The sequence below is a fragment of the Blastococcus brunescens genome, from assembly GCF_035320885.1.
GTDB lineage: Bacteria > Actinomycetota > Actinomycetes > Mycobacteriales > Geodermatophilaceae > Blastococcus_B > Blastococcus_B brunescens.
Genome location: NZ_CP141261.1, coordinates 1,145,467 through 1,172,166, shown reverse-complemented (window position 1 = coordinate 1,172,166; position 26,700 = coordinate 1,145,467). Strand labels below are relative to the sequence as shown.

Here is a 26,700-nt window from a genome sequence, read left to right as displayed (position 1 = left end):
CCGGTGTTGAGGCGTCGTGGTGCCAAAACGGTAGAGCACTGGATCGGGCCGCGTGGGCGGCTTCAGATGAGGAACGGTTCCTCGCTGGTGAGGAGACTTCCTCAGCTCCAGTCGACTGCGATCGACTCCGGCCGGAAGCTCCTCGCGCCGCGCGTGGTGGGCAGAATCCGCACGGTCGCCATCGTGGAGATGACCTCCCGCTTCTGGGCCAGGGTTGCCTTGGTCTCCCACCAGTCCCGCACCCCCGGCCCGGCGACCTCGCCGACCAAGCGCGACGTCCACGTCGTCCTGGCGCGCTGCTCGGCGGCCTCGATCTCGGGGAGCAAGCGGGCTTCGATCCGCGCCAAGGCCTGCGGCGTCAACTCACCGGCAGCAGCAGCGTCGTAGAAGCCATCGAGCCGGGCGCGCTTCTCCTGGGCCTCGGCCAGGGCGTCCTCCCGGTCGGGATTCTTGCTGCTGTCGGCCGTCAGGTCGGCCGCGTCCGGACGCTCCAGACGGGTCAGGATGACCTCGGTGACGTACTCGTCGGTGTCGTCTTCGTTCCGAGAGACGTGGAAGCCGTCCACGCAGAGGTAGGCCAGAGAGCCTCGGTTCTTCTGCACCCGCACCCGGCCACCGCAGACACCACAGACGGCGATGCCGGACAGCAGGTGCTTGACGGCGGAGTCGCGCTGCGAGCGCCGCGCCGGGTCGTTCAACTTGGCCACCAGTGCCAAGTGGGTGCCCTCGTCCACCAGCGGCGGCCAGACCGCGTCACCGACCACCTTGCCCTGGTGGACGCGCTTGCCCGCGTAGCCGGGGTTCACGCACAGCCGCTTGATCTGGGTAAGGTCCCAACCTCGGCCACCACGCGGGGTCGGGATGCCGCGCCGGTCGAAGTCCTGGGCGATGGAGTAGGGCGTCTCCCTTCCAGCACCCGCCGGGCGACCTCGCGGACGACGGCCGACGTCGTCTCGTCGGGCACCTGCTCGACCAGCTCACCGGTCTTCTCGTCGTACACGCGGCGGTAGCCATAGAGCACCTTCCCGTGGGGTCGACCCTTGCCCGCGTTGGCTCGCACGGAGCGCAGCACCCGCTTCCTGGTCTGGTCGGACTCGCGTTCCGACAGTAGGAAGTCCAGGCCGGTCTGGAACCTGTCGTCCGCCTCGGCCATGTCGAAGACCCGACCGGAGTAGCACAGCAGCACGCCACGACGCTCGAACAGGTCCCGCAGCCGCACGTACTCGGCCAGGTCACGCGAGGACCGCGAGGACTCCCAGGTGACCAGCACGTCGGCTTTGCCCGCGTCAATGAAGTCGATCAGGTTGCGGTACGACGGCCGGGCCTTGGTGGCGTAGCGCGAGGCGCTGCGGTCGTTGTCCCGAAACGTCTCCACGAGGTCCCAGCCGTTGCGCTCGCAGACGGCACGGCACTCGGTCTCCTGCTCGTCCACCGAGCGACCCCGGTCGTTGGGGTCCGAGGAGACACGCGCGTAGATGACGGCTCTCATATCCCACACCCTATTAACCGACGTTGGCACCGGACACGGCGGTGAGGTGCGCCAGACCGGCCCGGCGGAAGTCCTCCTCGAGCACCGGGTCCAAGGCCCGGGTGTCACCCACGACCAGCCCGGGGAGCAGGCCGGCGGCCGGGGGCTCCAGGACGCGCCGTGCGGAGTCCGCCAGCGCCGCTCGCAGGCTGCCTGCGGCCTGCTGCACGCGGCCCGGGTCGCCGACCAGCCGTGGTGGTGCGCGGGCGGACAGCAGGGCCACCACGTCGTCGCCGGCTCGCGGGACGCCGGCCCGGACCCGTACCTGGGCCCGCTGACCGGGCAGCAGTCCCCGCCAGTCGTCCGCCGCTCCGAACAGCACGACGTCCGCGTCCAGGCTGAACGTCGTCCCGTCGGCCTCGAGTCGGGTCACGGTCGCATCGGCGACGACGCGACCCGCCCCTGCCCCCAGGACATGTGGATCGCCGTCCAGCTCGAGCACCACCGTCACGGTCCGCTCTCCCTCTGCGGCGGCCCGAAGGGGCGAGCCGTCACGGGCGGCTCCCCGGACCGCCGACGACGCCGAGGCGACCGCCACCCCGCCAGCACGATGAGCAGCACGGCCGTCGCTGGGCCGTGCGCGCGCCGCACCAGGACCGCCAGCAGGCACGCCGCGAGGACGGCGCCGGCCAGCGTGACGGTGGCACCCGAGGGCGCCAGCAGCGTCGTGCCCCAGATCGCGGCGGCGGCTGGGACGAGCCGCAGGTCCACCCAGCTCCAGCGCGGCGTCACACAGCCACCAGCTCGGCAAGCTCCGCGGCGATCGCGGGCCCGATGCCGGGGACGTCGTCGAGCTCGTCCACGCTCCCGAACGGGCCCTGCCGGGTGCGGTGGTCGACGATGCGCTGGGCGAGCACGGGTCCGATGCCCGGCAGCGCGTCCAGCTCCGCGACGTCGGCGGTGTTGAGGTCGACGCGGCCGCCGGTCCCCGCACCTGTCGAGGCGCCGGCGGGACCGCCTCCCCCGGCAGCCCCACGGCGAGCTGCTCCCCGTCGCTGACCACCGCGGCGAGGTTCACCGAGGTCGCGTCGGCTCCCGGCACCAGGCCCCCGGCCGCGGCCAGGGCGTCGGCCACCCGGGAACCGCTCGGGAGCGTCACCAGGCCGGGGCTCGCGACCTGCCCCACCACGGACACGACGACGGTCTCCGTCATATCGGCGACCTCCCCGACCGGGGTCGGGGCGGGGACCGTCGCGCCGGCGGGTGCCTCCTCCACCGGCTCGACCCGGGGCGGTCCAGCCAGGTCCAGCCGGCCAGCACGAGAGCGGCCAGCACTGCCGCGACCCAGAGGGAACGGGCACCGGGCCGGCCGGGATCCCAGCGGGCCTCCTGCCGGGGGCGCGGTGCCGACCGATCCCGCCCGGCAGGACGGTCCCGTCCCCGGGATCGGAGACCACGGGGCCGGTTCGGGCATCGTCCTCCCCGGCCATCCCGCGTCCGAGCCTGGTTCCGGCGGACCGTCGGTCTCCAGGTCCCCAGGAACCCAGCCACCCGGCCGATCCCGCTCGGCCAGCAGGAGCCGCAGGCGCGCACGGATGACGTCGGCGTCGTCGCCGCGGCGGGAGGAAGCGCACGACCGGACGCTAGGGAGGCGTACGCCGACAGACGGCGCGATCAGCCGATCTGTGGACAGTGATGATGCCTGTGGACGGCGGGGAGCAGTTCGACAGTGGTCGACGCGATGCTGCGCCCCATGCCGTGCCAGATCCTGCGCTCAGCCCTCCAACGGGTCCGCGAACGTGTCGTCGCCCGTGTCCTGCCAGAACGGCGCCACGACGATGCCCACCGCGCCCGGCCCGACGTGCGCCCCGATCGCCGCACCCAGCTCGCTGACGTGCAGCTCGCGCAGCTGGGGCAGCCGATCGCGGAGCTCGGCGGCGAGCCGGTCGGCCTTCTCCGGTGCGGCGAGGTGATGGACCGCGATGGACACCGGTCCCTGGCCCGCGGTCTCGACCGCCCGCTGGACCAGGCGGTTCAGTGCCCGCGCGGACGTCCGCACCTTCTCCAGGGGCACGACGCGGCCGTCCTGCACGTGCAGCACCGGCTTGACCGCGAGCGCCGATCCGAGGACGGCAGCGGCTGCGCCGATGCGGCCCCACGGCGCAGGTGCTCCAAGGTCTCGACGACGAACAGGGTGGTGGTCGCCGCCGCGGTCTCGCGCGCCGTGCGCGCGACATCGGCCGCGTCGGACCCCGCCGCCGCAGCCCGGGCGGCGGCCAGGACGGCGAACCCGGCGCCCATCGCCGCCGACCGGGAGTCGACCACGGTGACGATGTGCTCGCCGACCTGCGAGGCGGCCAGCCGCGCGGCGTCCCAGGTGCCCGAGAGCTCGGCCGACAGGTGGATGGAGACCAGCCGGTCCGCGCCCTCGTCGAGCGCCCGGCGGTACGCGGCCACGAAGTCGCCGGGAGTGGGACGCGAGGTCGAGACGGTCTGCCCTCGCACCGCGAGGGCGCGGGCGACCTCGCCCGGCCCGATGTCGTGGCCTTCGCGGCCCGATCGGCCGGGGAGCACCACGTAGAGGGGAACCAGGTGGATGCCGTAGCCCTCCACCAGCTCCTCGGGGAGGTAGGCCGACGAATCGGTGACGACGGCGACGGGCACCCGGCGAGGCTAGCCCGCCGGTGTCGGGGACCCGGAGGAGCGCACGCACAGCGGCACTCCCGTCACCAACCCGATGGCCGGGTACACCTAGACGGCGTCGGCGTCCCCAGGAGGCGGCGGGGCGCCACCCTCCGGCGTCGCCAGCGCCTCCGCGGTCGGCAGCCTCCGGGCGCCTTCCACGGCACCACCCGGCAGCGGCTGCACCGCGGTGTTGTGCCGCAGCAACCGCCAGCGGTCACCCTGCACGGCCAGCTCGCTCCAGGCGCAGTTTGCCAGCGGGCCGAAGACCCGGCGGTGGTCCGCGCCCAGGCCGAGCAGGCGCTCGATGAGCCGCCCGGCCGTCCCGCCGTGGGTCACGACGACGGCGGTCGCCACCGCGGGCAGCTCGGCGAGGGCTGCCACCGTCCGCTCGGCCACCGCGGCGGGATCCTCACCACCGCGGCCCAGCACCGGGCGGCCGGCCATCCAGTCGGCGTACTGCTCGGGAAAGCGGTCGGCGACCTCGTCGCGGGTCAGCCCTCCCAGGAGCCCATGCCGTGTTCGCGCAGCCGTTCGTCGAGCCGCACCTGGACGCCGAGCACCGCACCGAGCGCGGCAGCGGTCTCTGCGGCACGGTCGAGATCGCTGGAGACCACGACGGTATCCTCGGGCACCAGGCCGGAGGCGACGTACGGGGCGGCCAACGCCGCCTGCTGCCGGCCACGGTCGTCCAGTGGCGGGTCGAGCTGCCCCTGGAACCTTCCCGCGGCGTTCCACTCGGTCCGCCCGTGCCGCCACAGGATGAGGCGCGGGACCGGCAGCGCGGGCAGTGCTGCGGAGGTCACCGGCCGGTCGTCTCCCCGTCGCCGGACACCGTTCCGCCGGAGGTCGCGTCGCCGGACGTCGCGCCGCCGGACGTCGCGCCGTGGGCGGTCGTGCCGTCGACCCGCGTGGTGCCGGTCGCCGGCGTGGCTGCGTCGACGAACGGAATGGTGGGGCAGTCCTTCCAGAGACGCTCGAGCGCGTAGTACGCGCGCTCCTCGGCGTGCTGGATGTGGACGACGACGTCGACGAAGTCGAGCAGGACCCACCGGGACTCGGCGACTCCCTCCCGACGGACCGGCTTGATGCCCCGCTCGCGAAGGCGCTCCTCCACGGCGTCGACGATGGACTGGACCTGACGCTCGTTCGGCGCCGAGGCCAGGACGAAGGCGTCGGTGATGGCGAGCCGCTCGCTCACGTCGACGATGGAGACGTCGGTGGCGAGCTTGTCCGCAGCCGCCTGAGCGGCGAGCAGCGCGGTGTCCCGCGCCTCGGCCGAGGCGGTCATCGGGGTACCTCCTGGAGGTGGTCGGTAGGGGCTGGGGCTCGGGCCTGCGGGCGCCGTCGGCGACGGACCGCCGCGGGACCTCGCGGTAGAGGCCCCGCTTCTCGATGTACTGCACGACACCGTCGGGCACCAGGTACCAGACGGGCATGCCGCGGCCGACGCGATCGCGGCAGTCGGTGGAGCTGATCGCCAGGGCCGGCACCTCGACCAGGCTGACGACCCCTCGGGCAGGTGGGCGTCGGCGAGGTGGAAGCCAGGGCGGGTCACGCCGATGAAGTGCGCCAGGTCGAACAGCTGCTGGTTGTCCCGCCAGCTGACGATCTGGGCCAGGGCGTCGGCCCCCGTGATGAAGAACAGCTCGGCGTCGGGCCGCTGCTGCCGGAGATCGGTGAGGGTGTCGATGGTGTACGTCGGACCGCCCCGGTCGATGTCCACCCGGCTGACGGAGAACCGCGGATTGGAGGCGGTGGCGATCACCGTCATGAGATAGCGGTCCTCGGGCGGGCTCACCTCGCGCTCGCTCTTCTGCCACGGCTGACCCGTGGGCACGAAGATGACCTCGTCGAGACCGAACAGGCCCCCGACCTCGCTGGCGGCGACGAGGTGGCCGTGGTGGATGGGGTCGAACGTCCCGCCCATGATCCCGACCCGGCCACCTGCCACCGGACGAGCCTATCCGGGACCTCCGGAGCCGGCCCCGTCAGGACCGGCCCCGGCGAGCGGCCCCGCCACCCTGCCTGGGGCAGGGATGCGGATCCGCTGCGACCGGCTCCCCGTGCAGCCGGTCGCAGTCCGTGCCGTGCGTCGTCGCACGGATGGTGCGGCGCGGTCGGTCGCCCCGGCGCCGTGCTGCCCAACGCACGATCGGTCGAAGGGTTACGGATCCCCGGCGTGTCGCCTTGTGGCCGTGCGCACAACACCTCCCGGGGCGCCCCGACGCGACCGGTGGACCCGTCGACACGTCGACAGGTCGCCGTGTCGACCAGGCGACTCGCTCAGAGCGTGGTGACGAACTCCGCCAGCTGCGCCGCGTTCCGGCACTCGACCATGTCGATCACCTCGCCGTAGCGGTTCGCGACCGAGTCGCCACTCCCCACAGGCGCTGCGGCTCCGGGTTGAGCCAGTGCGCTGACCGCGACCGCCGCACCAGGTCCGCGAGCACCGGCAGGCCGGGCTGCCGGTAGTTCGTCCGGCCGTCACCGAGCACCAGCAGGGATGTCTTCGGCCCGACGGCCGACGCCCAGCGGTCGGCGAACACCTCGAAGGCGGTGCCGTAGTCGCTGTGCCCGTCGAAGCCCACGACGTCGGCCTCGCGGCCGATCCTCGCGACCGCGTCCACGACGTCGGCGCCGGGCCGGAAGAAGCGGGTCACCTCGTCGGTGCTGTCGACGAACGCGAAGGCGCGCACACCGGTGAAGTGCTCGCGCAACGCCTGGGTCAGCATCAGCGTGAAATGGCTGAAACCGGCGACCGACCCGCTCACGTCGCAGAGCACGACGAGCTCGGGCTTGTGCACCGCGCGCGGACGGTGGTGGGTGACCACGGGCACGCCTCCGGTGCCCAGCGAGGCGCGCACCGTCTTGCGGAAGTCCAGCCGGCCCTGCCGGCCCATCTTCCGGCGCGCGGAGAGCCGCACCGCCAACCGGCGGGCCAGCGGGGCGACCGCCCTGCGCAGCTCGGCGAGATCGGAGGACTGGGCGCGGAGGAAGTCCACCTGGTCGGCGAGCGGCCGGACGGCGTTCTTCGCGATCTTGTCCCGCCCCTTCTCCGCCGCCGTGCGCCGCCGGACCTCGGACTCGATCGCCGCCCGGAGCGCGGTCAACCGTTCGCGGATCGTCTGGCGGGCCACCTGCTCCCCCAGCCCGCCGCGGTCACCGTCGGCGAGCAGCCCGGCCAGCAACTGGGCCACCAGGGTGTCCGGCGAGAGCGCCCGCAGGACGCGGTAGCTGAAGAACGACTGCCCCGACGGCGACGGCTGACCGCGGCCGAGCAGCTCGACGGCCTCGCGGGCGAAGCGGCGGAGCGCCTCCTCGTTCCCGTCCAGCAGCAGCTGGAGCAACTGCTCACGCATCAGCGCCGCCAGGTCGACACCGTCGTCGCCGGGCACGTCGAGGGTCGACTCCCCGGCTCGCCGTCGGCGGCGCCGTCCGTCCCGTCCGCGGCGGTGGCGCGCGGCCGGTCCGTCAGCGGCCACCACAGGTCGAAGAGGACGTCGTAGGTGGGGCGCTGGGCGGCCCGCTGCAGCAGCACCGCGGCCAGGCCATGCCGCAGCTGCTCGCGATCGAGCAGGTCGACGACGGTCAGGATCTCCGCCGCGTCGACGGCCTGGCTGATCCCGACCGGGATGCCCGCCTCCCGGACCGCTCGGACGAAACCGTCCAGGTGACCGGCCAGCCCGCCGGGCTCGGCGTCGCGAGCCGCCGGGTCCGTCATCAGTTCAGCCGGAGCTCGGCCGCGGCACGGTCCTGGTCGCTCGCGTGCTTCAGCACCACACCCAGCGTGGAGCGGACCGCCGGCTCGTCCAGGGTGTCCAGGCCGAGCTCGAGCAGCGTCTGCGCCCAGTCGAGGGTCTCCGAGATCGACGGCGACTTCTTCAGCTCCAGCGCCCGCATCGCGCGCACGGTGCGCACGAGCTGCTCGGCCAGGCCCGGGGCGAGATCGGGCACCCGCGACAGGACGATCTCCCGCTCGCGCTCGGCCGAGGGGTAGTCCAGGGCCAGGTAGAGGCACCGTCGCTTCAGCGCCTCGGACAGCTCGCGGGTGGCGTTGGAGGTGAGCACGACCATCGGCCTGCGGGCGGCGGTGATCGTGCCGAGCTCGGGAATGGTCACCTGGAAGTCCGACAGCACCTCGAGCAGCAGGCCCTCGACCTCCACGTCGGCCTTGTCGGTCTCATCGATGAGCAGCACCGTCGGGTCGGTGCGGCGGATGGCGGTCAGCAGTGGGCGGGAGAGCAGGAACTCCTCGCCGAAGATGTCGTCGTGAACGGTGCCCCAGTCGGCGCCGTCGGTGCCTTGGGACGCCTGGATGCGCAGCAGCTGCTTCTTGTAGTTCCACTCGTACAGCGCCCGCGCCTCGTCCAGGCCCTCGTAGCACTGCAGCCGGATGAGCTCCGAGCCGGTCGCAGTCGCCAGTGCCTTGGCCAGCTCGGTCTTGCCGGTCCCGGCCGGCCCCTCCACCAGCAGCGGCTTCCCCAGCCGGTCGGCGAGGAAGACCGTCGTCGAGATCTGCGCGTCGGGCAGGTAGCCCGCCGTCGACAGCCGCTTGCTGACGTCCGCGACCGAGGAGAACTGCGGGGACTGCTGGCGGGGCATGCGGCTCCTCGGGACGGAACGGGACTGCGCGGATCAGCGGGTGTGGCCGATGCCGGTGACGACGTAGGTGGTGGAGGTGAGCTCGGGGAGGCCGAGCGGCCCCCGGGCGTGCAGCTTCTGGGTGGAGATGCCGATCTCGGCCCCGAACCCGAACTCGCCGCCGTCGGTGAACCGGGTCGAGGCGTTCACCAGCACGGCAGCAGCGTCCACGCCGGCGGTGAAGTCGGTGATCGCCGAGGCGGAGTCGGCGACGATGGCCTCGCTGTGCCCGCTCCCCCACTGCGCGATGTGCTCCAGCGCGGCGGGCAGGTCGTCGACCACGCGCACCGCCATGTCCATCGACAGGTACTCGGTCGCCCAGTCCTCGTCGGTGGCAGGCACGACCGCCTCGTGCGCGGCGCGAGCAGCGTCGTCGCCGTGCAGCGTGACGCCGGCGTCGGCCAGTGCGGCCAGCAGGCGGGGCAGGAACGGGACGTCGCGGTGCACGAGCAGTGTCTCCGCGGCGTTGCACACGCTGACCCGGTGGGTCTTGGCGTTGAGCACGATCGCCTCGGCCATCGCGGCGTCGGCCGAGGCGTCGACGTAGACGTGGCAGTTGCCGACGCCGGTCTCGATCACCGGCACGGTCGACTCCCGGACGACGCGCTCGATGAGCGACGCCCGCCCCGCGGGATGACGACGTCGACCAGGCCACGGGCGCTGAGCAGCTCGCCCACCGAGGCGCGGTCCGCGGGCAGCAGCTCCACCGAGCCCGCCGGTAGCCCGGCCTTCTCCGCCGTCTCGGAGAGGATCGTCACGAGCGCGGTGTTGGTGCGGTAGGCCGACGCCGAGCCCCGCAGCAGCGCGGCGTTGCCGCTCTTGAGGCACAGGCCGGCTGCGTCGACGGTCACGTTGGGCCGGGCCTCGTAGACGATGCCCACGACGCCGAGCGGCACCCGGACCTGGCGCAGCTGCAGCCCGTTCGGCAGTCGCGAGCCGCGGACCACGTCACCGACGGGGTCGGGCAGGGCGACGAGGTCGCGCAGCGCGGCCGCGACCCCGGCCACCCGCCCGGCGTCGAGCCGGAGCCGGTCCAGGACGGACTCCGGGGTGCCGTCGGCCGCTGCCGCCGCCACGTCGGCGGCGTTGGCGGTCAGCACCTCGTCGGTGCGCTCCACGAGCGCGTCGGCCATCGCGGTCAGCGCGGCGTCCTTCACGTCGGTCGGCAGGGTGCGCAGCACCGGGCGGCCGCACGCGCGCGCAGCGCGGCGGCTCCGATCAGCGGCAAGGAGGAGACGTCGGACACGCCCGCGAGGGTACGCGGGAACCGGCATGCTCCCGACCCCTGCGGCCCGTCACGTCGTTATGCGAGAATGATTCTCATGAGCGCCCGTACCGCCCGTTGGACCGCCGCCGTCGCCGCGACCTCCGCCGCCGCCCTGCTGACCGGGTGCGGGGTGGACGAGGGATCCGGTACCGACTCGGGCCGGCTCACCGTGCTCGCCGGCTTCTACCCCTCGAGTGGACGGCCGCCCGCGTCGGCGGGGATCTCCTGTCGGTCTCGTCGCTGACCGCGCCCGGCGCCGAAGCCCACGACCTGGAACTGGCGCCGCAGGACGTGGCTGCGGTCTCGGAGGCCGACCTGCTCGTCTACCTCGACGGGTTCCAGCCGGCGCTCGACGAGGCCGCCGAGTCCGAGGGCGGGGACCACGCCTGGGACGCCGGCCAGGCCGCCGACCTCGTCGAGGGCGAGGCGCACGAGCACGCGGAGGACGAGCACGCCGACGAGGCCGAGCACGCGGACGAGGCCGAGCACGCGGAGGAGGGCGGCGAGGAGGAGCACGCGGTCGACCCGCACTTCTGGCTCGACCCGACGCGCCTGGCGTCGGTCGGCGACGCCCTTGCCGACCGGCTGGCCGACCTCGACCCGGACAACGCCTCGACCTACGAGGCCAACGCAGCCGCCCTCCGCGCCGACCTCGAGGAGCTGGACCGGGAGATCGAGACGACCTTGTCGAGCTGCGCCGTCAGCACCCTGGTGACCGGTCACGACGCCTTCGGCTACCTGGGCGAGCGCTACGGTCTCGAAGTGACCGGGATCAGCGGGCTGAGCCCTCGCAGGAGCCGTCGGCCGCCCAGCTGGCCGAGCTCGCCACGCTCGTCCGCGAGCGCGGGGTCACCACCGTCTACACCGAGACCCTCGTGGATCCCGCCGTCGCCGAGACGGTGGCGGACGAGGCCGGCGTCCGCACCGCGGTCCTCGATCCGATCGAGGGTCTGACGGACGAGTCCGACGGCGAGGACTATCTGCAGGTGATGCGCGCCAACCTCGCCACCCTGCAGGAAGGCCAGTCCTGCTCATGACCGCAGTCCCCGATCCACCGGCCGCCGTACAGCTGCGGGACGCCAGCGTCGGCTACGGCGACGTCCCGATCCTCGCGCACGTCGACCTGACGGTGCGGACCGGCGAGGCCGTCGCGATCCTCGGCTCCAACGGCTCGGGGAAGACCACGCTCGCGCGAGGACTGCTCGGACTCGCCCCCGTGCTCGGCGGCGAGGTGGAGCTGCTCGGTGCGCCGGTCGGCAGGCTGCGGGAGCGCGGCCGGGTCGGCTACGTCCCGCAGCGGCACACGGTCAGCGGAGCGGTCCCGGCCACCGTCCGCGAGGTCGTCGCGGTCGGGCGGCTCCCCGCCTCGGCCTCTTCCGGCGGCTCGGCGCCGCCGACCGCGCCGCCGTCGGCGAAGCCGTCGCCGCGGTGGGTCTGGCCGACCGCATGGACGAGCCGGTCGCCTCCCTCTCGGGCGGTCAGCAGCGTCGCGTGCTCGTGGCCCGCGCGCTGGCCGCCCAGCCCGAGCTGCTCATCATGGACGAGCCGACGGCAGGCGTGGACAGCGCGAGCCAGGACGCCCTCGCCGCGGTGCTCGCCCGCGTGTCGGCTGCCGGCACCACCCTCCTGGTGGTCACGCACGAGGCCGGCCCGCTCTCCACCGTCCTCACCCGAGCGGTGGTCGTCGACCACGGGCGCATCCGCTACGACGGGCCCCTCGCCGGGATCGAGGCCACGGCCGACTACGGCCGGCACGACCACTGCGGTGCACCGGACCAGCCCCCGGCACCCGCTACCGGCTCGACCAGCCGACCGTCGCGGCCCGGCTCCGGACGGGAGGCCGCTGACGTGGAGGTGCTCGAGTACGACTTCATGCAACGGGCGCTCCTGGCCTCCCTCATGGTCGGCCTGGTGGCGCCCGCGGTCGGCATCTTCCTGGTCCAGCGACGTCTGTCGCTGCTCGGCGACGGTCTGGGACACGTCGCCCTGACCGGGGTCGCGATCGGCGTGCTGACCTCCACGGCACCGGTGGGCACCGCACTCGTCGCCGCCGTCCTGGGCGCCGTCCTCATCGAGCTGATCCGGGCGCGAGGCCGCACCAGCGGGGACGTGGCGCTGGCCATCCTCTTCTACGGGGGATCGCCGGCGGCGTGGTGCTGCTCAGCCTGGCTCCGCGCGGCCAGGCCACCAACCTCGACGCCTACCTCTTCGGCGCGATCACCACGACCGCGCCGTCCGACCTCGCCGTCTTCGCCGTCATCGCCGTCCTGGTACTGGCCGTGGTGGGTCTGCTGGGCCAGCGCCTCTACGCGGTGAGCGACGACGAGGAGTACGCCCGCGCGGTGGGGCTGCCCGTGCTCGCGTTGAACGTCGTGCTGGCAGCCCTCGTCGCGGCCACCGTCGTGCTCTCGATGCGAGTGGTCGGGCTGCTGCTGATCAGCGCACTGATGATCGTGCCCAGCGCGGTCGCCCAACTGGTCGCGCGCAGCTTCCGGCAGGCCCTGTTCCTCGCCTGCGCCGTCGGTCTGGTGGTCAGCCTCTCCGGGACGACCGCGTCGTACTACACGGGCACTCCCTCCGGCGGGACGATCGTGCTGCTGGCCATCGCCGTGTTCCTGCTGGTCTCCCTCGCGACCGCGGTGCGCGAGAGCGCGGCCCACCGCCGCCACCGTCGGCGCGTCGGCGTGCACGCCGCCCACCCGCACGAGCACGGCGAGGGCTGCGGCCACCTGCCGGTTCCGCACGGCGACCACGTCGACTACGACCACGACGGGCACCGCCACGCGCCGCACCTGACCGGCTCGGGCGTGCACTACGACGAGCACGGGGAGCACGCCGTCCCGGCTCCTTCCTCCCCGCGCCTTCGTCCCCGGCACGGAGTGCCGAATGATCGAGGTCGTGAGCTCACCGATGGACCCAGCAGCGTCGCGACCGCGACCGACGAGCGTCCGCGAGGAGGCCTGGTGAGCGCGCCGGAGCCGATCGACGCCGGAGCCCGGCGTCCCAGCCGTCAGCGCAGCGCGGTTCTGGCGCTCCTGGACGACCTCGACGACTTCCGCAGCGCCCAGGACCTGCACTCCCTGCTCCGCGGCCGGGGCGACTCGGTCGGCCTGGCGACCGTCTACCGGGCGCTCCAGGCACTGGTGGACGACGGCCAGGTCGACGTCCTGCGCGGCGCCGACGGCGAGGCCGCCTACCGGCGCTGCTCGCCGGTCCACCACCACCACCTGGTCTGCCGCTCCTGCGGCACCACCGTCGAGGTGACGGATCCGCCGGTGGAACGGTGGGCGGCGCGGATCGCCGCCGAGCACGGGTTCGCGGACGTGCAGCACCAGGTCGAGGTGTTCGGCACCTGCGCGACCTGCACCGCCGCCGGCTGAGGCTCAGTGGCACGCATCAGGGCGTGGGATGGCCGGATGGCCGCCTCGGGCCGAGCCGTCAGCGGTCGCGCAGTGCGCGCAGCGCGGTCTTGCGCGCGTCGCCGGTGAGCCGGTCGAGGAACACCTTCCCGTCGAGGTGGTCGACCTCGTGCTGGAGGCACCGGGCCATGAGCCCCTCGCCCTCCAGCCGCAGGGGCTTGCCGTCGACATCGAACCCTCGGCCACGCAGTGCATCGCGCGCACCGTCGGCGCCCAGATACCCGGGACCGACAGGCAGCCCTCGTCGCCGTCCTGGATCTCCTCGGACCGCTCGACGATCACGGGGTTGACCATGTGCCCGATGACACCGTCGATGTTGTACGCGAACGCGCGCACGTTCACGCCGATCTGCGCTGCGGCGACACCGGCCCGACCGGGGTGGTCGACGGTGTCGAGGAGGTCGCGGACGAGTGCGGCCAGCCAGTCGTCGAACGCCGTCACCTCGTCGGACGGGGTGCGCAGGACCGGGTCACCGAGCTCACGGATGGGGCGGATCGTCACGCGCAGCAGTCTCTCAGCCCGCGGTCAGCGCCCGACGTGCCGCCCGACCAGGACCATCTCGTCGCGGTGCACGACCTCTCGGCGGTACTCCGGCGCGAGGTCGCCGGTCTTGCGGCCGAGCAGGCCCGGCATCTCGCGGGCGTCGTAGGCGACCAGCCCGCGGGCCACGACGACGCCGTCGGGGCCGACCAGCTCCACCGGGTCGTCGGCCAGGAAGTCGCCGGTCACCCCGGTGACGCCGGCGGCCAGGAGCGAGGCGTGCCGCTCCCGCACCGCCCGGACGGCGCCCTCGTCCAGCAGCACGCGCCCGCGGGGCCGGCTGGCGTAGCGGAGCCAGAACTGGCGGGCGCTCGGTCGGCGGCCCATCGGGGTGAAGAGCGTGCCCACGAGCTCCCCGGCGAGCGCCGCGGCGGCCTGCTGGGTGGAGGTGACCACGACCGGGACGCCGGCGTGGGCCGCGATGAACGCCGCCTCCACCTTGGTGGCCATGCCGCCGGTACCGACCCCGTTGCGCTTCGCGGTCCCGAGGACGACGGCGTCGAGATCTGCCGGCGCGGTCACCGTCTCCACCAGCTGCGCCGGGCCGACGCGCGGGTCGCCGTCGTACACGCCGTCGACGTCGGAGAGCAGGACCAGCGCGTCGGCCCGCGCGACGTGGGCCACGAGCGCGGCCAGCCGGTCGTTGTCGCCGAAGCGGATCTCCTCGGTGGCGACGGTGTCGTTCTCGTTCACCACCGGGAGGACGCGGAGGCTGAGCAGTTTCTCGACCGTCTGCTGCGCGTTGCGGTAGTGGCTGCGCCGGGTCAGGTCGTCGGAGGTGAGCAGTACCTGGCCGACGGTGATGTCGTGCCGGGCGAACGCGTCGGCGTAGGTCTGCACCAGGCGGAGCTGCCCGACGCTCGCGGCGGCCTGGGCGGTGGCGAGGTCACGCGGGCGACCGTCGAGCCGCAAGGGTGCCAGGCCGGCCGCGATGGCACCCGAGGAGACGAGCACGACCTCACGACCGGCGGCGCGGGCCGCGCCGAGGTGGTCGACCAGCGCCGACAGGCGGGCGGCATCGAGCCCGCCCGGAAGTGTCGTGAGGGACGAGGAGCCCACCTTGACGACCACCCGGCGCGCGCCGGCGATCTGCGGACGCGCGGCGCTCACGGCGCCTCGTCCGGGAGATCAGCCGGCAGGTCGTCGTCGGTCCACGTGTCCTCACTGAGCTCGTAGGGCGTACGCCGCGCCTTCTTGGCGGCCAGCCGCTCCTCGGCACGGACGCGGTGCGGCGCGTCCACCCGCGAGTCAGTGCCCCGCCCGCCCAGACCGGCGGACTCCTCCACGGTCAGCGTCCCGGCCGGCAGCGCGGGCACCCAGTCGAAGGTCACGCCGCCGATCGTGACGGCATCGCCCTCGCGTGCCCCCGCCTTGGCCAGCTGCTCCTCCACGCCGAGCCGGTTGAGCCGGTCGGCGAGGAAGCCGACGGCCTCGTCGTTGGTGAAGTCGGTCTGCCGGACCCAGCGCTCGGGGCGGACGCCGCGGACGACGAAGGCGCGGTCGTCCGGCCCGGTCTCCCACTGGTGGTCGCGCTCGACGGTGAAGCCCGAGTCGTCCACGGCCTTCGGCGTGATCGTGACGCGGGCCGGCTCCATCGTGGGCAGGCTCGCGCGGTGCTGCTCGACGTGGGCGGCCAGCGCGAAGCCGAACTCCTTGAGGCCCTCCCCGTCGCGGCGCTCACCGGGTAGACGTCCAGGCCGCGCTTCTCCAGGGCGGCGCGCACGAGGTCGACCAGCTCGCGGCCGTCGGGCACGTCGATCTTGTTGAGGACGGCGATCTGCAGCCGGCCGACGAGGTCGAGCTCGTCGTCGCCGGCCGCCGCTCCCGAGTACAGGGCGAGCTCGTGCTCGAGCGCCTCGATGTCGCTCTCCGGGTCGCGGCCGGGCTCCATCGTCGCCATGTCGACCACGTGCACCAGGACGGCGCACCGCTCGACGTGCCGCAGGAACTGCACGCCCAGGCCCTTGCCGGTGGAGGCGCCCGGGATGAGCCCGGGGACGTCAGCCATCGTGTAGACGGTGTCGCCGGAGCGGATCACGCCCAGGTTGGGCACCAGGGTGGTGAACGGGTAGTCGGCGATCTTCGGGCGGGCGGCCGACATCGCGGAGACCAGCGACGACTTGCCCGCGGACGGGAAGCCGACCAGGCCGACGTCGGCGATGCTCTTGAGCTCGATGACCGCGTCGAGGGCCTCGCCCTCCTCGCCGAGCAGGGCGAAGCCGGGTGCCTTGCGCCGCGCGTTGGCGAGCGCAGCGTTACCGAGCCCGCCCTTGCCGCCCTTGGCGAGCACCACCCGGGTGCCGGCGCCCACGAGGTCGGCGATGACCCGGCCGTCGGGAGTGGTGACCACCGTGCCGGCTGGAACCCTGAGGACCCGGTCCTCGCCCCTGCCGCCGTGCCGGTTGCTGCCCTCGCCCGGACGGCCGTTACCGGCCTTCTGGTGCGGCCGGTGATGGAAGTCCAGCAGGGTGTGCACGCTGGGATCGACCTCGAGGATCACGTCCCCGCCGTCGCCACCGTTGCCCCCGTCGGGCCCGCCGAGGGCTTGAACTTCTCCCGATGGACCGAGGAGACGCCGTGGCCACCGTTCCCGGCGGCGACGTGCACGACTACCCGGTCGACGAAAGCGGCCATCTGCGCCGCCCCTTACCTGTTGTCACGCTGATGCGGAACGACATCGAGCGCACGGGCGAATCGCCCGTGCGCTCGAAGACGTTGGTACGTGTGAGTGCTCAGGCCTCGACGGCCGAGATGGAGACGGTCTTCCGGCCCCGACGGGTGCCGAAGGTGACCGAGCCGGCGGCGAGCGCGAACAGCGTGTCGTCGCTGCCACGGCCGACGCCCAGACCCGGGTGGAAGTGGGTTCCGCGCTGGCGCACGATGATCTCCCCGGCCTTGACGACCTGGCCGCCGAAGCGCTTCACGCCGAGGCGCTGGGCGTTCGAGTCGCGGCCGTTACGGGACGACGAGGCGCCCTTCTTGTGTGCCATGTCGGCGTCAGCCCTTCGAGATGTCGCGGACCACGACGCTGGTCAGGGGCTGACGGTGCCCCTGCCGCTTGTGGTAGCCGGTCTTGTTCTTGAACTTGTGGATGTGGATCTTCGGGCCCTTGCCGTGCTCAATGATCTCACCGGTCACCGTCACCTTGGCCAGGGCCGCGGCGTCGCTGGTGACGGTGTCGCCGTCGACCAGCAGGATGGCCGGGAGGGCGACCGTGTCACCCGCGGCACCCGCCAGGCGGTTGATCGTGAACGTGTCGCCCACGGCCACCTTGTGCTGGCTGCCACCGGCCTTCACCACTGCGTACACCACTGACTCCTCGTATCGCTCTTTGCTAGCTCTGTGTTCCGGCGCGCAGACCGGAGCGATCGCCGGGTGCTGGACGGGCTGCGGTCGCCTGACCCGGCGGCACCCGAAGGCGCCCGCGCGGTGGCGGTGCAACCCGACCAGCGTACCTGAGCCGATTCAGCCCCGCTGCAGGGTCCCGTCGCGCCCCGCTCCGGGTCAGGAGACGGGCGGGCCCGCCGGACGGCTCGCCGCGCGGCGACGGCGGGGACGCGTGGTCGACTCCGCCTCCGCCGGCGCCGGGACGCCCTGTTCCTCGACCGGGGGCGCCTCGACGGACGCCCGCTCCGGAGCCTGGTCCCCCGGAGCCACCTCGACGGCAGCGACCTCGACTGCTGTGGCTTCGGCCGGTACGTGCTCGGCCGGGGAGCCCTCCGCGATCTCCTCGTCGACCGGGAGCACCTCGACCGCGGATGCCTCGGGTCCCGCCACGGCCGACGCCGCCTCGGATGCCTTGCCCTCGGATGCCTCGCCCTCGGATGCCGCGCCCTCGGATCCGGCGTCCTCGGCGGTACCGGCGAGCACGGCGGCGTCCTCGGCCGCCCGCTCCTCCCCGACTGGCCGCGGTTCCGTCGTCCCCGGTTGCGACGACCGCCCCGGGAGCCCTCGGCCTCGCCGTCCGCGGATCCGGCCGCCGTCTCCTCCGACGACCCGGCCGGCACGACCTCCGTGGCGAGGTCCTTGCCGTGCTCCTTGGCGTCGTCCCTGCCCGCGTCCTTGGCTGCGTCCTTGCCTGCGTCCTTGGCGTTGTCCCGGCCGCCGGAGCGGTCACGGCGGCCGGTGCCGCCACCGTTGCCACCCCCGCCGCCGTTGCCGCCACCGGAGTTCCCGCCCGCGCCACCCCCACCGCGGCGCTTCTCGTCCACGGGATCGGTGCTGACGAGGACACCACGGCCGCGGCAGTGCTCGCAGGGCTCGGAGAAGACCTCGAGCAGCCCCTGCCCGACCCGCTTGCGGGTCATCTGGACCAAGCCCAGCGAGGTCACCTCGGCCACCTGGTGCTTGGTGCGGTCGCGGCCCAGGCACTCGGTGAGCCGCCGCAGCACGAGGTCGCGGTTGCTCTCGAGGACCATGTCGATGAAGTCGATGACGATGATGCCGCCGATGTCGCGCAGCCGGAGCTGGCGGACGATCTCCTCCGCGGCCTCCATGTTGTTGCGCGTGACGGTCTGCTCCAGGTTGCCGCCGGAGCCGACGAACTTGCCGGTGTTGACGTCGACGACCGTCATGGCCTCGGTGCGGTCGATGACCAGCGAGCCGCCCGAGGGCAACCAGACCTTGCGGTCTAGTGCCTTCATCAGCTGCTCGTCGATGCGCAGGTCGTGGAACACGTCGCCCTCGCCGGTGTAGCGCGAGAGGCGCCCGGTCAGCTCCGGGGAGACGTGCGCGACGTAGGCCTCGACGGTGTCCCAGGCGTCGTCGCCCTGGACGACGAGGTCCTTGAAGTCCTCGTTGAAGACGTCGCGGATGACCCGGATCGCCAGGTCCGGCTCGCCGTAGAGCAGGGTCGGCGCATTCGAGGTCGACTCGGCCTTCTTCTGGATGACGTCCCACTGCGCGGTCAGCCGGTTGACGTCGCGGGTGAGCTCCTCCTCCGAGGCGCCCTCCGCGGCGGTCCGGATGATCACGCCGGCGTCCTCGGGGACGATCTTCTTGAGGATGTCCTTGAGCCGCTGCCGCTCGGTGTCGGGCAGCTTGCGGCTGATCCCGGTCATGGAGCCGCCGGGCACGAAGACCAGGAAGCGGCCGGGCAGGTTGATCTGCTGGGTCAGCCGGGCGCCCTTGTGGCCGATCGGGTCCTTGGTCACCTGCACCAGGACCTTGTCCCCGGACTTCATCGCCGTCTCGATGGACCGCTGCTTGCCCGACAGCCCTGCGGCGTCCCAGTTCACCTCGCCGGCGTAGAGGACCGCGTTGCGCCCTTGCCGATGTCGACGAACGCGGCCTCCATGCTGGGCAGCACGTTCTGGACGCGGCCGAGGTAGACGTTCCCGGCGAAGGACGTCGCCGACGCCTGCGTGACGTAGTGCTCGACGAGGACGTCGTCCTCGAGGACGGCGATCTGCGTCCGCTCACCCCGCTGGCGGATGACCATCGTGCGGTCGACGGCCTCGCGGCGGGCGAGGAACTCGCTCTCGGTCAGGATCGGCGCGCGACGGCGACCGGTGTCCCGGCCGTCCCGGCGGCGCTGGCGCTTGGCCTCCAGGCGGGTCGACCCGGCCACGCCGCGGACGTCGTCGTCGCTGGTCAGCCGGCCGTTGCGGCCGGCTCGTTCGGGACGGTCGTCGTCGTCGGAGTCGTCGCCGGCGGCCTCGCCGCCTCCCCGCTCCCGCTGCGCCGGCGGCGACGCCGACGGCGCCGGGTGCTGGAACCACCCTCGGACTCGTCGGAGTCGGTGTCCGCGGAGTCCTCGCCGGACTCCCCGTCCTCGTCGTCGTCGGAGTCGGCCTCGGAGGCGTCCTCCGAGGCGTCCTCGTCGCCGGAGTCCTCGCCGGTGCGGCCACGGCCGCGACCCCGGCGGCCGCGGCGGCGACGCCGGCTGCCGGTGCCACCCTCGTCGCGGTCCCCGTCTCGTCGCTGTCGCCGTCCTCGGCGTCCTCGGTGTCGGCGACCTCGGTGCCGGTCGTGTCCTCGGCCTCGGCCTGCTCGGCCGGACGGCGGCGGGAGCGGCTGCGGCGGGGGCGTCCGGGGCCGGAGTCGGCCTCGACGTCCTCCTCGGCCGGAGTGGTCTCCTCGACGGCCTCGACCTCGGGGGCCTCGGCGGGACGGCGACTGCGCCGGCGCGGCGGGGGCGGGACGTCCGTCTCGCTGGGCGCCACGAAGCTGACGAAGGCCGGCGCGGCCGGGGCGGGTGCCGGCGCCTCGACGGAGTCGGGGTCGGCGGCGATCACCGAGCGGGTGGCCCGGCGGCGGGGGCGGGCGACGACGGCAGTCGGCTCGGGCGAGCTGAATGCCGTCGCGAACCGCGGCAGCTCTGGTTCCGGCTCGGCCGGCGCGTCAGCGGCGGCCACCTCCTCGGCGTCCTCGGTCTCCTCGGCCTCCGGGACCGCGGGATCCGCCGGGACCGAGGAGTCCTCGGACACCGCAGGGATCTCGGTGACCTCGCCGTCTGGGGCGGCCCCGGTCGGACTCTCGTCGGTGGTCTCGGTGCTGGTGCTGTCTGAATCGGCCACGAGGGCTCGTCTCCTCATGTGCTCCCGGGCGCCGATCGGATGACTGGCGACCGCGCAGGAGCACGGGTTGGGCGGGGCGGGCCGTCGCACGGGGTACGGCGGGGATGGCCCGTCCTGCAGAAGTCTGGTGTCGGTCTCCGCGCGGCGGTTGCCGCGGCGGTGGCCGGACTGCTGGTGGTGCCCGCGCCGGACGCAACGCCGATGCGGTGGAACTGGTCGAGTGCTGCTGATCGTGTGCTGCTGCGATCCTGCGGTGCTGGTCTGTCGGTGGTGCGAGGGTCTGCGTGGTCCGGACCGGGCGGCCCGGATCGGGTGCGTCACGTCTGGCAGCCGTGGCGCTCGACGTCGCGCGGTCTCCGGGGACCCACCGGTCAGATCGCCGCGTGCTCCTGGGGAGGCGCGCTGCACGGTCCGGTCCGAGCGGATCGGCCACGGTCCCGGTGTCGTCGAGCCGGCCCTGCGCCTCACGCACGGCCCGGGCGGGCAACGGCGGGTGCAGGTCGGCGACGGCAGCCAGGGCGGCCAACACGTCGTCAGGTCGTACGGCGGGCGTCAACTGCCGGACGACCATGTGCAGTATGGCACAACCCGCCTGCTCGCCTGCCGAGGCGCTGGCTACCGACGCGCGCGCGTCGATGTCCTTGAGGCCGTTCTTCGTCCGCTTGGCGACCGTCACCACGTCGCGCGCCAGGAACTCCTCGACGGCGGGCCGCAGCTCGGCCAGCGTGACCCCGGGCAGCTCCACCCGCCAGACGGAGGTGTCGATCCGGTCGGCCAGCGAGCCGGTCCCCTCCCCCGCCTCGACGCACTCGAGGATCGCCACCTCGGCGGGCAGCGAGGCGTCCAGCGCCGCCCGCACCGCCTCCGGGTCGCAGGCGACCGACAGCCCGATCTCCACGTACTCCGCCTCGCTGGCGGCACCCGTGGGTGCCGCGCCGAGGTAGGAGATCTTCGGGTGCGGGCTGAACCCGGCCGAGAACGCCATCGGCACCTGCGCGCGGCGCAGCGCCCGCTCCAGGGTCCGGGCGAGGTCGCGGTGCGAGGCGAAGCGCAGGCGCCCCCGCTTGGCGTAGCGGATGCGCAGCTTCTGGACCGTCGGCGGCGGGGGCGGACCGTCGGGCTGGCGCGCCATCAGACGACGGTGAGCGGCAGCAGGCTGCGCCCGGTGGGGCCGATCTGGATCTCGGTCCCCATGGTCGGGCAGACGCCGCAGTCGTAGCAGGGGTCCACCGGCAGTCGGCGACCTCCTCCTCGGAGAGCGCCTCCTGCCAGTCCTCCCAGAGCCACTCCTTGTCCAGACCCGAGTCCAGGTGGTCCCAGGGCAGGATCTCGTGCTCGGTGCGCTCGCGGGTGGTGAACCAGTCGAGGTCGACACCGAGGGGCTGCAGTTCCTCGGCCGCTGCCGTCGTCCAGCGGTCGAAGGAGAAGTGCTCGCTCCAGCCGTCGAACTTCCCGCCGTCGCGCCAGACCCGCTCGATGACCCGACCGACGCGGCGGTCGCCCCGCGAGAGCAGTCCTTCGATGACGCCGGGCTTGCCGTCGTGGTAGCGCAGCCCGATCGAGCGGCCGATGCGGCGGTCCTCGTTGATCTTCTGGCGGAGCAGGCGCAGCCGGTGATCGATCGTCTCGGCGCTGGCCTGGCTCGCCCACTGGAACGGGGTGTGCGGCTTGGGGACGAACCCGCCGATCGAGACCGTGCAGCGGATGTCCTTCTGCCCGCTGGCCTCGCGGCCGGCCTTGATCACCTCGACGGCGAGGTCGGCGATCTCCAGCACGTCCTCGTCGGTTTCCGTGGGGAGCCCGCACATGAAGTAGAGCTTCACCTGACGCCAGCCGTTGGCGTAGGCGGTGGTGACCGTGCGGACGAGGTCCTCCTTGGACACCGTCTTGTTGATCACCCGCCGGATCCGCTCGCTGCCGCCCTCGGGGGCGAAGGTCAGGCCGCTGCGCCGCCCGTTGCGGGAGAGCTCGTTGGCGAGGGTGACGTTGAAGGCGTCGACCCGGGTGCTCGGCAGGCTCAGGCTGACCTTGGAGTCCTCGTAGCGGTCGGCGAGCTCCTTGGCCAGCTGGCCGATCTCGGAGTGGTCGGCGCTGGACAGGCTGAGTAGCCCGACCTCCTCGTAGCCGGTCGCCTTGAGGCCCTGCTCGACCATGGAGCCGATGCCGGTGATCGTCCGCTCGCGCACCGGGCGGGTGATCATCCCGGCCTGGCAGAAGCGGCAGCCACGGGTGCAGCCGCGGAAGATCTCGACGCTCATGCGCTCGTGGACGGACTCCGCGAGCGGGACGATCGGCGTCTTCGGGTAGGGCCACTCGTCGAGGTCCATGACGGTGCGCTTGCCGACCGTGGCAGGGACGTCCTCGCGGGTGCGCTGCAAGCCGGCGATGGCGCCGTCCGGGCCGTAGGAGACGGTGTAGAAGCGCGGCACGTAGACGCCGTCGACGCGGGCCAGGCGCGCGAGCAGCTCGATGCGACCACCCGGGCGGCCCTGCAGCTTCCACGCCTTGACGACGTCGGTGATGTCGCCGACGACCTGCTCGCCGTCGCCGAGGACGGCGCAGTCGACGAAGTCGGCGACCGGCTCGGGGTTGAACGCGGCATGCCCCCGGCGACGACGACGGGGTGGCTCTCGTCCCGGTCGACGGCGTGGATCGGGACGCCGGCGAGGTCGAGGGCCTCGAGCAGGTTGGTGTAGCCGAGCTCGGTGGCGAAGCTGACGCCGAGGAGGTCGAAGTCGCGCACCGACCGGTGCCCGTCGACGGTGAACTGCGGGACGCCGTTCTCGCGCATCAGACCTGCGAGGTCGGGCCAGACGGCATAGGTGCGCTCGGCCAGGACGTCCGCGCGCTCGTTGAGGACCTCGTACAGGATCATCAGGCCCTGGTTCGGCAGCCCGACCTCGTAGGCGTCGGGGTACATCAGCGCCCAGTGGACGTCGGCGTCCTCCCAGGGCTTCACCTGCGAGTTCAGTTCACCGCCGACGTACTGGATCGGCTTCTGGATCTGGGCCAGCAGCGGCTCGAGGCGAGCGTAGAGCGACTCGCCTGCAGCGGCGTGGAGTTCGGCAGTCATGACCGGTCCAGGGTAGCCGCCGCCGGCCGGGGCCTCTCCGGCCAAGGGCCCGGGAGCGAGGCGCGGTGACGCTCGACCTCGGCATCCGCGGTGTCCTCGACCGGGACGAACGATCACTGGACGAGCACCAACGGCGGCTGGGCGACCGGTCGCACAGCGCGATGGGCCGGCCGAGCTAGGCGCTGACCTTCGCGTCGTTCACGGGGGCGATCGCCGTCCTCGGTCTCACCGGGCACGTCGCGCCGGCACTGTGCCTCGGGTTCCTGCTGTGGTTCACCAGCGGTCTGCTGACCTACTGGCACCTGGCCTGGACGTCCCCCGACCAGCCCGCCGACCTCTGAGAAAGGACCACCTCGCCCCCTGCGAGGGGGCCGTCAGCCGAGGTCGGGGAAGAAGAGCTTCACCTCGCGCGCGGCGGACTCGGGCGAGTCCGAGCCGTGCACGATGTTGTTCTGCACCTCGAGGGCGAAGTCGCCGCGGATGGTGCCGGGAGCGGCCTTCACCGGGTCGGTGGCGCCGGCGAGCGCGCGGAACGCCTCGATCGCGCGCTCGCCCTCGACCACCAGGGCCATGAGCGGACCGCCGGTGATGAACTCGACGAGCGAGCCGAAGAACGGCCGCTCGCTGTGCTCGGCGTAGTGCGTCTCGGCGGTCTCGCGGCTCAGCGTGCGCAGCTCGGCGGCCACCAGCCGCAGGCCCTTGCGCTCCAGGCGGGTGATCACCTCGCCGACGAGGCCACGGGCGACGCCATCGGGCTTGACGAGGACGAGGGTGCGTTCGGTCACGGGGCGGGAGCCTACGTGGTGGCCGTCGACCCACCGTCGCCGTCGTCCCGGACCGACGCCCGGGCCGGCCCGAACGGCGAGCCGAGGAGCTCCTTGCGGACCTGCAGCAGGTAGAGCCAGATGAGCACGAACGCCCCGGCGACGAACCACATCACGCCGTCCAACAGGCCGGTCAGCAGCAGCGGCACCTGCAGGACGCTGCCCACCACCAGGCCACGCGGACGGCGCTGGATGCCCGCTGCCAGGACGAGGACGACGGCCAGTCCGAGCAGGAAGGCGAGCCGTCCACCGGTGAGCCCTCACCGGTCTGCGCGATGCCCCGGGGCACGAACAGCACGGCCAGGCCTTCGAGCACCAGGACGCCGGCCGCCGCTCCGGCCAGGGCCCGACCGGCGCGCGCCGGGTCGGGGGCGGTCATGCGCCGCTCCGGCCCAGGAGCGAGCGAGCCTCACCTGCCGTGATCACGCTGCCGGTCACCAGCACGCCGGAGCCACCGAGGGCGTCGTCGGGACCGGCCTCGGCCAGCTCGATCGCCTCGGTCAGCGCCTCGGCCAGGCGAGGCGAGACGCTCACCCGGTCGGCGCCGAAGACGTCGACGGCCAGGGCCCCCAGCTCGTCGGCAGGCATCGCCCGCGCCGAGCTGTTCTGCGTGACCACCAGCTCGGCGCACACGTCCTCGAGCGCGGCGAGGATGCCGTGCACGTCCTTGCCGCTGACGCAGCTGACGACACCGACCAGCCGGGTGAAGTCGAAGGACTCCTTGATCGCATCGACCGTCGCCGCCATGCCCGCCGGGTTGTGCGCGGCGTCGATGAGCACCGTGGGACTGGTGCGCACCCGCTCCAGGCGGCCGGGCGAGCGGACGCCGGCGAAGGCGGCCCGCACAGCCTCCTGCTCGATCGGCCCGGTCGCGGCACCCGCACCGAGGAACGCCTCGACCGCCGCCAGCGCGGTGACCGCGTTCTGCGCCTGGTGGGCCCCGAACAGCGGGAGGAAGACCTCCTCGTACTCGCCGCCCAGGCCCTGCAACCGGACCTGCTGCCCGCCGACGGCGACCCGCCGCTCCAGCACGCCGAACTCGGTGCCCTCGCGGGCGACCACGGCCTCGACCTCGACGGCACGGCGCACGAGGGCGTCCAGCGCGCCGGGCTGCTGGTGGGCGAGGACGGCGATGGCGTCGGCCTTGATGATCCCGGCCTTCTCCCCGCGATCGTCGCGACGTCGGGCCCGAGGTACTCGGCGTGGTCCAGGTCGACCGGGGTGACGACGGCGACCCGGCCGTCCGCGACGTTCGTGGCGTCCCAGCTGCCACCCATGCCGACCTCGACGACGGCGACGTCGACCGGGGTCTCGGCGAAGAGGGCGTACGCCATGCCCACCATGACCTCGAAGAAGGACAGCGGGTGCTCGCCGGCGGCGTCGACCATCTGGACGTAGGGCGCGATGTCCTCGTAGGTCTCGACGAACCGCTCGGCACTGACCGGCTCGCCGTCCAGCACGATCCGCTCGCGGATGGACTGCAGGTGCGGGCTGGTGAACCGGCCCACCCGCAGCCCGAAGCCGCGCAGCAGCCCGTCGACCATCCGCGCCGTGGTCGTCTTGCCGTTGGTGCCGGCGACGTGGATCACGGGCATGGCGCGGTGCGGCGACCCGAGGAGGTCGACAAGGGCGGTGATGCGGGTCAGCGAGGGCTCCAGCCGGTTCTCCGGCCACCGCGCCAGCAGCTCGTTCTCGACCCGGGCCATGTCACCGGTACTGCCGCTGTTCACCGACCCAGGATGCCAGCCGGTCAGTACGCCGCCGCGCGCGCTCGGCCGGCTCCGTCCACCACGCCGCTGCCCGCGTGCATCCAGTCCCGCGGCGGAGCGGTCTCCACCACCCGCTTGCCCAGGGGGAACAGGCCGACCGCGGCGAGCTTGAAGGAGGCGACGCCGAAGGGGATGCCGATGATCGTGAGGCAGAACCCGATGCCCGCGATGACGTGGACCAACGCCAGCCACCAGCCGGCGACGAGGAACCACAGCACGTTGCCGATGGCCGACGCCACGCCGGCACCGGGCGCGCGCACCGTGGTCCGCCCGAACGGCCAGAGGACGAAGCCCGCCAGCCGGAACGATGCGATGCCGAACGGGATCGTGACGACGAGCAGGCAGGCGAGCACTCCCGCCAGCAGGTAGGCCAGCGCGAGGATCCAGCCCTGCAGGACGAGCCAGACGACGTTGAGCAGCAGGCGCAGCGTGTCCATGCATGGCTGACGGTCGACGCCGGCGGGGGTTCCCGGCGTGCGCGGAACCTCGTTGCCGC

25 protein-coding genes and 13 pseudogenes are annotated in these 26,700 nt (G+C 73.3%); 5 read left to right on the top strand and 33 right to left on the bottom strand.

Annotation, left to right across the window (positions count from 1 at the left end):
• Positions 1-101: 101 nt before the first annotated feature.
• From U6N30_RS07850 to U6N30_RS07785, 15 genes and pseudogenes are all read right to left on the bottom strand, one after another.
• A complete protein-coding gene (locus tag U6N30_RS07850) occupies positions 102-734 on the bottom strand; it encodes a recombinase zinc ribbon domain-containing protein (protein WP_324276822.1) in 633 nt (210 codons plus the stop codon).
• Positions 735-755: 21 nt separating this feature from the next.
• Positions 756-836: pseudogene (locus tag U6N30_RS33600) on the bottom strand (hypothetical protein); the annotation flags it as partial.
• Positions 803-1,489, bottom strand: coding sequence for a recombinase family protein (locus U6N30_RS07845; protein WP_324276821.1), 687 nt, complete (start codon positions 1,487-1,489; stop codon positions 803-805). The gene U6N30_RS07845 and the pseudogene U6N30_RS33600, both read right to left, overlap by 34 nt.
• Positions 1,490-1,502: 13 nt before the next feature.
• Positions 1,503-1,979 (bottom strand): ComEC/Rec2 family competence protein, encoded by a 477-nt coding sequence (locus U6N30_RS07840; RefSeq protein ID WP_324278205.1) that lies wholly within the window; start codon positions 1,977-1,979, stop codon positions 1,503-1,505.
• Positions 1,976-2,260 carry a hypothetical protein gene (locus U6N30_RS07835; protein ID WP_324278663.1) on the bottom strand — a complete coding sequence of 95 codons (285 nt, stop codon included), beginning with the start codon at positions 2,258-2,260 and terminating at the stop codon, positions 1,976-1,978. Before U6N30_RS07835 ends, U6N30_RS07840 begins: the two co-directional genes overlap by 4 nt.
• On the bottom strand, positions 2,257-2,403 hold the full coding sequence (locus U6N30_RS07830; protein ID WP_324278204.1) for a ComEA family DNA-binding protein: 147 nt from the start codon (positions 2,401-2,403) through the stop codon (positions 2,257-2,259). Before U6N30_RS07830 ends, U6N30_RS07835 begins: the two co-directional genes overlap by 4 nt.
• A gap of 170 nt (positions 2,404-2,573) precedes the next feature.
• Positions 2,574-2,681: pseudogene (locus U6N30_RS07825) on the bottom strand (SLBB domain-containing protein); the annotation flags it as partial.
• A 561-nt stretch (positions 2,682-3,242) separates the two neighbouring features.
• Positions 3,243-4,081, bottom strand: a pseudogene (locus U6N30_RS07820) (DegV family protein).
• Between the two features lie 138 nt (positions 4,082-4,219).
• Positions 4,220-4,956: pseudogene (locus tag U6N30_RS07815) on the bottom strand (histidine phosphatase family protein).
• Positions 4,953-6,104 carry a nicotinate-nucleotide adenylyltransferase gene (nadD, locus tag U6N30_RS07810; RefSeq protein WP_324276820.1) on the bottom strand — a complete coding sequence of 384 codons (1,152 nt, stop codon included), beginning with the start codon at positions 6,102-6,104 and terminating at the stop codon, positions 4,953-4,955. Before nadD ends, U6N30_RS07815 begins: the two are co-directional and overlap by 4 nt.
• Positions 6,105-6,495: 391 nt before the next feature.
• Positions 6,496-7,548 carry a VWA domain-containing protein gene (locus U6N30_RS07805; RefSeq protein ID WP_324276819.1) on the bottom strand — a complete coding sequence of 351 codons (1,053 nt, stop codon included), beginning with the start codon at positions 7,546-7,548 and terminating at the stop codon, positions 6,496-6,498.
• Positions 7,512-7,874 carry a hypothetical protein gene (locus U6N30_RS07800; RefSeq protein ID WP_324276818.1) on the bottom strand — a complete coding sequence of 121 codons (363 nt, stop codon included), beginning with the start codon at positions 7,872-7,874 and terminating at the stop codon, positions 7,512-7,514. The genes U6N30_RS07805 and U6N30_RS07800 overlap by 37 nt, the downstream gene beginning before the upstream one ends.
• On the bottom strand, positions 7,874-8,755 hold the full coding sequence (locus U6N30_RS07795; protein ID WP_324276817.1) for an AAA family ATPase: 882 nt from the start codon (positions 8,753-8,755) through the stop codon (positions 7,874-7,876). Before U6N30_RS07795 ends, U6N30_RS07800 begins: the two co-directional genes overlap by 1 nt.
• A 33-nt stretch (positions 8,756-8,788) precedes the next feature.
• A complete protein-coding gene (locus U6N30_RS07790) occupies positions 8,789-9,379 on the bottom strand; it encodes a glutamate-5-semialdehyde dehydrogenase (RefSeq protein ID WP_324276816.1) in 591 nt (196 codons plus the stop codon).
• A complete protein-coding gene (locus U6N30_RS07785; protein ID WP_324276815.1) occupies positions 9,370-9,975 on the bottom strand; it encodes an aldehyde dehydrogenase family protein in 606 nt (201 codons plus the stop codon). The genes U6N30_RS07790 and U6N30_RS07785 overlap by 10 nt, the downstream gene beginning before the upstream one ends.
• A 141-nt stretch (positions 9,976-10,116) precedes the next feature.
• Here U6N30_RS07785 and U6N30_RS07780 point away from each other — a divergent pair, with 141 nt between their 5' ends.
• The 5 genes and pseudogenes from U6N30_RS07780 to U6N30_RS07755 all read left to right on the top strand — a co-directional run bounded on the left by U6N30_RS07780 (position 10,117) and on the right by U6N30_RS07755 (position 13,441).
• Positions 10,117-10,305, top strand: a complete 189-nt coding sequence (locus U6N30_RS07780; RefSeq protein ID WP_324278662.1) for a hypothetical protein — start codon at positions 10,117-10,119, stop codon at positions 10,303-10,305.
• Positions 10,287-11,098, top strand: a pseudogene (locus tag U6N30_RS33595) (metal ABC transporter substrate-binding protein). Before U6N30_RS07780 ends, U6N30_RS33595 begins: the two are co-directional and overlap by 19 nt.
• Positions 11,095-11,313, top strand: a pseudogene (locus U6N30_RS07765) (ATP-binding cassette domain-containing protein); the annotation flags it as partial. The pseudogenes U6N30_RS33595 and U6N30_RS07765, both read left to right, overlap by 4 nt.
• 194 nt (positions 11,314-11,507) lie before the next feature.
• Positions 11,508-12,134: pseudogene (locus U6N30_RS07760) on the top strand (metal ABC transporter permease); the annotation flags it as partial.
• A gap of 77 nt (positions 12,135-12,211) precedes the next feature.
• Positions 12,212-13,441, top strand: a complete 1,230-nt coding sequence (locus U6N30_RS07755; protein ID WP_324276814.1) for an iron chelate uptake ABC transporter family permease subunit — start codon at positions 12,212-12,214, stop codon at positions 13,439-13,441.
• Between the two features lie 58 nt (positions 13,442-13,499).
• Here the strand turns inward: U6N30_RS07755 and U6N30_RS07750 are convergent.
• From U6N30_RS07750 to U6N30_RS07665, 18 genes and pseudogenes are all read right to left on the bottom strand, one after another.
• A pseudogene (locus U6N30_RS07750) lies at positions 13,500-13,921 on the bottom strand (peptide deformylase).
• A gap of 84 nt (positions 13,922-14,005) precedes the next feature.
• Entirely contained in the window at positions 14,006-15,130 is a 1,125-nt protein-coding gene (gene proB / locus U6N30_RS07745) for a glutamate 5-kinase (RefSeq protein ID WP_324276813.1), read from the bottom strand.
• Entirely contained in the window at positions 15,127-15,351 is a 225-nt protein-coding gene (locus U6N30_RS07740; protein ID WP_324278661.1) for a hypothetical protein, read from the bottom strand. Before U6N30_RS07740 ends, proB begins: the two co-directional genes overlap by 4 nt.
• A gap of 42 nt (positions 15,352-15,393) precedes the next feature.
• A pseudogene (cgtA, locus tag U6N30_RS07735) lies at positions 15,394-15,615 on the bottom strand (Obg family GTPase CgtA); the annotation flags it as partial.
• 122 nt (positions 15,616-15,737) lie between these two features.
• Positions 15,738-16,654, bottom strand: a pseudogene (gene obgE / locus U6N30_RS07730) (GTPase ObgE); the annotation flags it as partial.
• Positions 16,655-16,752: 98 nt separating this feature from the next.
• Positions 16,753-17,010: a 50S ribosomal protein L27 gene (gene rpmA, locus U6N30_RS07725; protein ID WP_324276812.1), complete on the bottom strand. Its 258-nt coding sequence runs from the start codon at positions 17,008-17,010 to the stop codon at positions 16,753-16,755.
• Positions 17,011-17,017: 7 nt separating this feature from the next.
• A complete protein-coding gene (gene rplU / locus U6N30_RS07720) occupies positions 17,018-17,329 on the bottom strand; it encodes a 50S ribosomal protein L21 (RefSeq protein WP_324276811.1) in 312 nt (103 codons plus the stop codon).
• Positions 17,314-19,257, bottom strand: coding sequence for an Rne/Rng family ribonuclease (locus U6N30_RS07715; protein WP_324276810.1), 1,944 nt, complete (start codon positions 19,255-19,257; stop codon positions 17,314-17,316). Before U6N30_RS07715 ends, rplU begins: the two co-directional genes overlap by 16 nt.
• A complete protein-coding gene (locus tag U6N30_RS07710; RefSeq protein ID WP_324276809.1) occupies positions 19,254-19,460 on the bottom strand; it encodes a hypothetical protein in 207 nt (68 codons plus the stop codon). Before U6N30_RS07710 ends, U6N30_RS07715 begins: the two co-directional genes overlap by 4 nt.
• Entirely contained in the window at positions 19,438-20,538 is a 1,101-nt protein-coding gene (locus U6N30_RS07705) for a hypothetical protein (RefSeq protein ID WP_324276808.1), read from the bottom strand. The genes U6N30_RS07710 and U6N30_RS07705 overlap by 23 nt, the downstream gene beginning before the upstream one ends.
• Positions 20,539-21,064: 526 nt before the next feature.
• Positions 21,065-21,670 (bottom strand): annotated as a pseudogene (locus tag U6N30_RS07700) (TIGR03936 family radical SAM-associated protein); the annotation flags it as partial.
• 151 nt (positions 21,671-21,821) lie between these two features.
• Positions 21,822-23,413: pseudogene (locus U6N30_RS07695) on the bottom strand (TIGR03960 family B12-binding radical SAM protein); the annotation flags it as partial.
• Positions 23,414-23,985: 572 nt separating this feature from the next.
• Positions 23,986-24,396 carry a nucleoside-diphosphate kinase gene (ndk, locus tag U6N30_RS07690; RefSeq protein WP_324276807.1) on the bottom strand — a complete coding sequence of 137 codons (411 nt, stop codon included), beginning with the start codon at positions 24,394-24,396 and terminating at the stop codon, positions 23,986-23,988.
• Between the two features lie 11 nt (positions 24,397-24,407).
• On the bottom strand, positions 24,408-24,629 hold the full coding sequence (locus tag U6N30_RS07685; protein ID WP_324278202.1) for a DUF4233 domain-containing protein: 222 nt from the start codon (positions 24,627-24,629) through the stop codon (positions 24,408-24,410).
• Positions 24,569-24,814: a hypothetical protein gene (locus U6N30_RS07680; protein ID WP_324276806.1), complete on the bottom strand. Its 246-nt coding sequence runs from the start codon at positions 24,812-24,814 to the stop codon at positions 24,569-24,571. The genes U6N30_RS07685 and U6N30_RS07680 overlap by 61 nt, the downstream gene beginning before the upstream one ends.
• Positions 24,811-25,524 (bottom strand): glutamate ligase domain-containing protein, encoded by a 714-nt coding sequence (locus U6N30_RS07675; protein WP_324276805.1) that lies wholly within the window; start codon positions 25,522-25,524, stop codon positions 24,811-24,813. The genes U6N30_RS07680 and U6N30_RS07675 overlap by 4 nt, the downstream gene beginning before the upstream one ends.
• A 131-nt stretch (positions 25,525-25,655) precedes the next feature.
• Positions 25,656-26,030, bottom strand: a pseudogene (locus U6N30_RS07670) (dihydrofolate synthase); the annotation flags it as partial.
• 155 nt (positions 26,031-26,185) lie between these two features.
• Positions 26,186-26,641: a YccF domain-containing protein gene (locus U6N30_RS07665; protein ID WP_324276804.1), complete on the bottom strand. Its 456-nt coding sequence runs from the start codon at positions 26,639-26,641 to the stop codon at positions 26,186-26,188.
• Positions 26,642-26,700: the final 59 nt, after the last annotated feature.

Bases quoted from the DNA above. Each gene is read 5' to 3' on its own strand.
- U6N30_RS07795 (WP_324276817.1), bottom strand. From the start codon at position 8,755: ATGCCCCGCCAGCAGTCCCCGCAGTTCTCCTCGGTCGCGGACGTCAGC.
- rpmA (WP_324276812.1), bottom strand. From the start codon at position 17,010: ATGGCACACAAGAAGGGCGCCTCGTCGTCCCGTAACGGCCGCGACTCG.
- U6N30_RS07680 (WP_324276806.1), bottom strand. From the start codon at position 24,814: ATGACCGCCCCCGACCCGGCGCGCGCCGGTCGGGCCCTGGCCGGAGCG.
- U6N30_RS07710 (WP_324276809.1), bottom strand. From the start codon at position 19,460: ATGGTCATCCGCCAGCGGGGTGAGCGGACGCAGATCGCCGTCCTCGAG.
- U6N30_RS07665 (WP_324276804.1), bottom strand. From the start codon at position 26,641: ATGGACACGCTGCGCCTGCTGCTCAACGTCGTCTGGCTCGTCCTGCAG.
- U6N30_RS07780 (WP_324278662.1), top strand. From the start codon at position 10,117: ATGAGCGCCCGTACCGCCCGTTGGACCGCCGCCGTCGCCGCGACCTCC.
- U6N30_RS07845 (WP_324276821.1), bottom strand. From the start codon at position 1,489: ATGAGAGCCGTCATCTACGCGCGTGTCTCCTCGGACCCCAACGACCGG.
- U6N30_RS07800 (WP_324276818.1), bottom strand. From the start codon at position 7,874: ATGACGGACCCGGCGGCTCGCGACGCCGAGCCCGGCGGGCTGGCCGGT.